Origin of the sequence: Flavobacterium sp., from assembly GCF_043720215.1 — a bacterium.
GTDB lineage: Bacteria > Bacteroidota > Bacteroidia > Flavobacteriales > Flavobacteriaceae > Flavobacterium.
This window is the reverse complement of sequence record NZ_JAYSSZ010000237.1, coordinates 1-2944: the sequence shown is the minus strand read 5'-3', so window position 1 is coordinate 2944 and position 2944 is coordinate 1. Positions and strand designations below refer to the sequence as shown.

Here is a 2944-nt window from a genome sequence, read left to right as displayed (position 1 = left end):
TAATACTAATTAGAGTCAAACAAAAAAATATTGATATCGTTGGGAATGTTTTTTTATTGATAACATTAATTAAAATGATGGTTTGTTATGTTTTGGGTAGCTCAATCCTAAAACTAGGAAGCGAAAACAATTCGATTCAGAAATGGAATTTTCTAATTCTATTTCTAATTTTTCTTGCAATAGAAACGGCTGTAACTATTAGTATGTTAAATAAAAAAGAAGACTAAATTAGTTTTTGAAAAACTTATTTTGATAGTTTCCTTCTTCTGAGAAAGCTTGTATAATATACAACCCTGAAGCTAGATTTTCGACATTAATTTGAGTAGTGTTTTCTTTTCTTTCAAAAACAATCTTTCCAAATAAATCGGTAATTATCACTTTTTCGAAAGCAACAAAATTATTATTTACTCTAATATTTAAAATAGAAGAGGTAGGATTTGGATAAACAGCTAATTTTTCTGCCAAAACATTTTCATCAATTGACAAAGTTGGACAAGTGACCAATGTGGGTGATGTAACAGATAAACTAATCGTCCCTAAACCCAATTGTCCTGATAAATTTGAACCCCAGGTATATAAGCTTCCATCAGTCTTTAGAGCTACGGTGTGTGTTACTCTAGAACTTATTGTTTGCCAGTCTGTTGCAGAACCAAAAACCTGAATAGGTGATGTTTTTGCAACTGTCGTTCCATCTCCTAATTGTCCGGATGCATTACCGCCAAAAGACCAAAGCGTACCATCACTCTTTTTTGCAAGACTATGTTGGTATCCTTTAGATATGGCATTGCAATTTGTTATAACACCTATGTTTGTTGGTACAAGTCTAACGGTATTTGTCCCGTCTCCTAACTGTCCGCTAGTGTTGTTTCCCCATGTCCATAAGCTACCATCAATTTTTGTTGCAACGCTGTGAGTTAAACCAGACATTACATTGTGCCAATTCGTATCCGTTCCTATTTGTGTTGGAATTGGCCTGTTAGTAGTCGAATTGTCTCCTAATTTTCCTGAATTATTTCTGCCCCAGGCCCATAAAGTACCTGTTGTTTTTACTGCCAATGTGTGATCTGTTCCTGCTGAAACAAATAACCAATTAGCATCCACACCTATTTGTGTGGGAACCGTTAAGTTTGTCATTGAATTGTTTCCAAGTTGACTAAAATTATTTAGTCCCCAAGCCCATAAAGTTCCGTTGGCTTTAATTGCTAAAGAATATTCGTCTCCAGCAGAGATAAACTGCCAATCATTGTCCATTCCGATTTGTATAGGAATATTAGAAGCAGTTGTGCTATTATTGCCAAGTTGATTTTGTAGGTTTTTACCCCAGGTCCAAAGCGTACCATTGGTTTTTAATGCAATATTATGAGAGGTTCCTGCAGAAATTTTTTGCCAATCTGTATCGGTGCCAGCTTGAATAGGAAGTGAACTATTAGTTGTACCACCATTACCCAACTGTCCGAAATCATTTAATCCCCACGCCCAAATTGTACCACCTGTCCTAATGCCTATAGTATGAGCGCCACCAGCTGAAATAGAATTCCAGCATTGTGCAGATAAATTCAAATAAAACACGCTAACAAATAAAATAAGTAAATTTCTTTTCATAATTTATAAATTTTTGTCTTGTTAATTTTTGACCAATATAACAAAAAATAACTTATTAACAATTTTTATAACTTTTTTTCCGTCAAAAGAGCTTTATTCTTTGTGAAATCAGATAATTATAGTGTTGCTTTTTGCAAATCAATATAAAAATGTTAATAACTTTTGGTTTTAAAAATAACCTTGAAAAATAAAAAAAAACAAAATACACTTAAAAAAGAATCTATAACCTTTTTGAATATTAATAAAAAATGTACCTTTGCACCAAATTTACAAACCTAGAAATATAGTTTTATATAATATGGTAATTTCAAAGTATCCACTCAGATTTATATTGACAGCAGTAATTGCTTGTCTTCCATTAGTTACTTTTGCAAATACAATTACAGATTCAACGCATGTGAAAACAGAGGGTGTTGTTCATGAAATTGTAACAACAAGTGCAAAAACAGAAGCTTCTCATGAAGCTCATGCTGAGCCAACGGACATCAAATCCAAAATTGACGCATACAAGCAACACCACGTTCTAGATGCGCATGAATTTTCTCTTTTTGAAGATGAAGCAACTGGAGCACATTATGGATTTCCATTACCTATTATAGTGTGGGATAATGGTGTTCATATTTTTTCTTCTTCAAAATTCGAACACGGTCACGCAGTTGCTGAATCAAATGGAAATTATTACAAACTTGGTCACGACGAAAAAATATACAAAACAGATGCTGCTGGAACTTTAACGGGCGACGAACATCATCCAACTAACGTAAAGCCTTTAGATTTTTCAATCACAAAAGGAGTTTTATCTATTATGGTTGTGGCTTTCTTAATGTTTTTTGTTTTCGCAGGTTTAGCAAGATCATATGCAAAAAATGGTGGAATATCTTCTGGTGTTGGTCGTTTTTTCGAGCCAATCGTGTTGTATGTTCGTGATGAAATTGCAATTCCAAACATTGGAGAGAGACATTATAAAAAATACATGAGTTTTTTATTGACCGTATTTTTCTTTATTTGGTTTTTAAATATTTTCGGATTAACACCACTTGGAATTAATGTTACGGGTAATATTGCCGTGACTGCAGGATTGGCGATTGTAACGTTTATTATTACAACCCTAACTGCTAATAAAAATTATTGGGGACACATTTTCTGGATGCCAGGAGTGCCGATGCCAATGAAGATTATTTTAGCACCGATAGAGCTTTTAGGGATATTTATCAAACCATTCGCATTAATGATCCGTTTGTATGCCAACATGATTGCTGGTCATATCGTAATAATGAGTTTGCTAGCTTTAATATTTATTTATAAAAGCATCGGAATGGGAGCGTTATCATTTACATTAACG

Annotated in this window: 2 protein-coding genes and 1 pseudogene; 2 read left to right on the top strand and 1 reads right to left on the bottom strand. The window is 33.5% G+C overall.

Annotated features, from left to right (window positions below):
- Nucleotides 1-227, top strand: a pseudogene (locus tag ACHZC3_RS10550) (hypothetical protein); the annotation flags it as partial.
- Nucleotide 228: 1 nt separating this feature from the next.
- Here the strand turns inward: ACHZC3_RS10550 and ACHZC3_RS10545 are convergent.
- Complete coding sequence (locus ACHZC3_RS10545; protein ID WP_394759823.1) at nucleotides 229-1602, bottom strand: T9SS type A sorting domain-containing protein; 1374 nt, start codon at nucleotides 1600-1602, stop codon at nucleotides 229-231.
- Between the two features lie 298 nt (nucleotides 1603-1900).
- Between ACHZC3_RS10545 and ACHZC3_RS10540 the strand changes: the two genes are divergently transcribed.
- A partial coding sequence (locus ACHZC3_RS10540) for a F0F1 ATP synthase subunit A (protein ID WP_394759822.1) occupies nucleotides 1901-2944 on the top strand: 1044 nt, incomplete at its 3' end.

Excerpts from the sequence above, each read along its gene's own strand:
- ACHZC3_RS10545 (WP_394759823.1), bottom strand. The coding sequence starts at position 1,602 with ATGAAAAGAAATTTACTTATTTTATTTGTTAGCGTGTTTTATTTGAAT.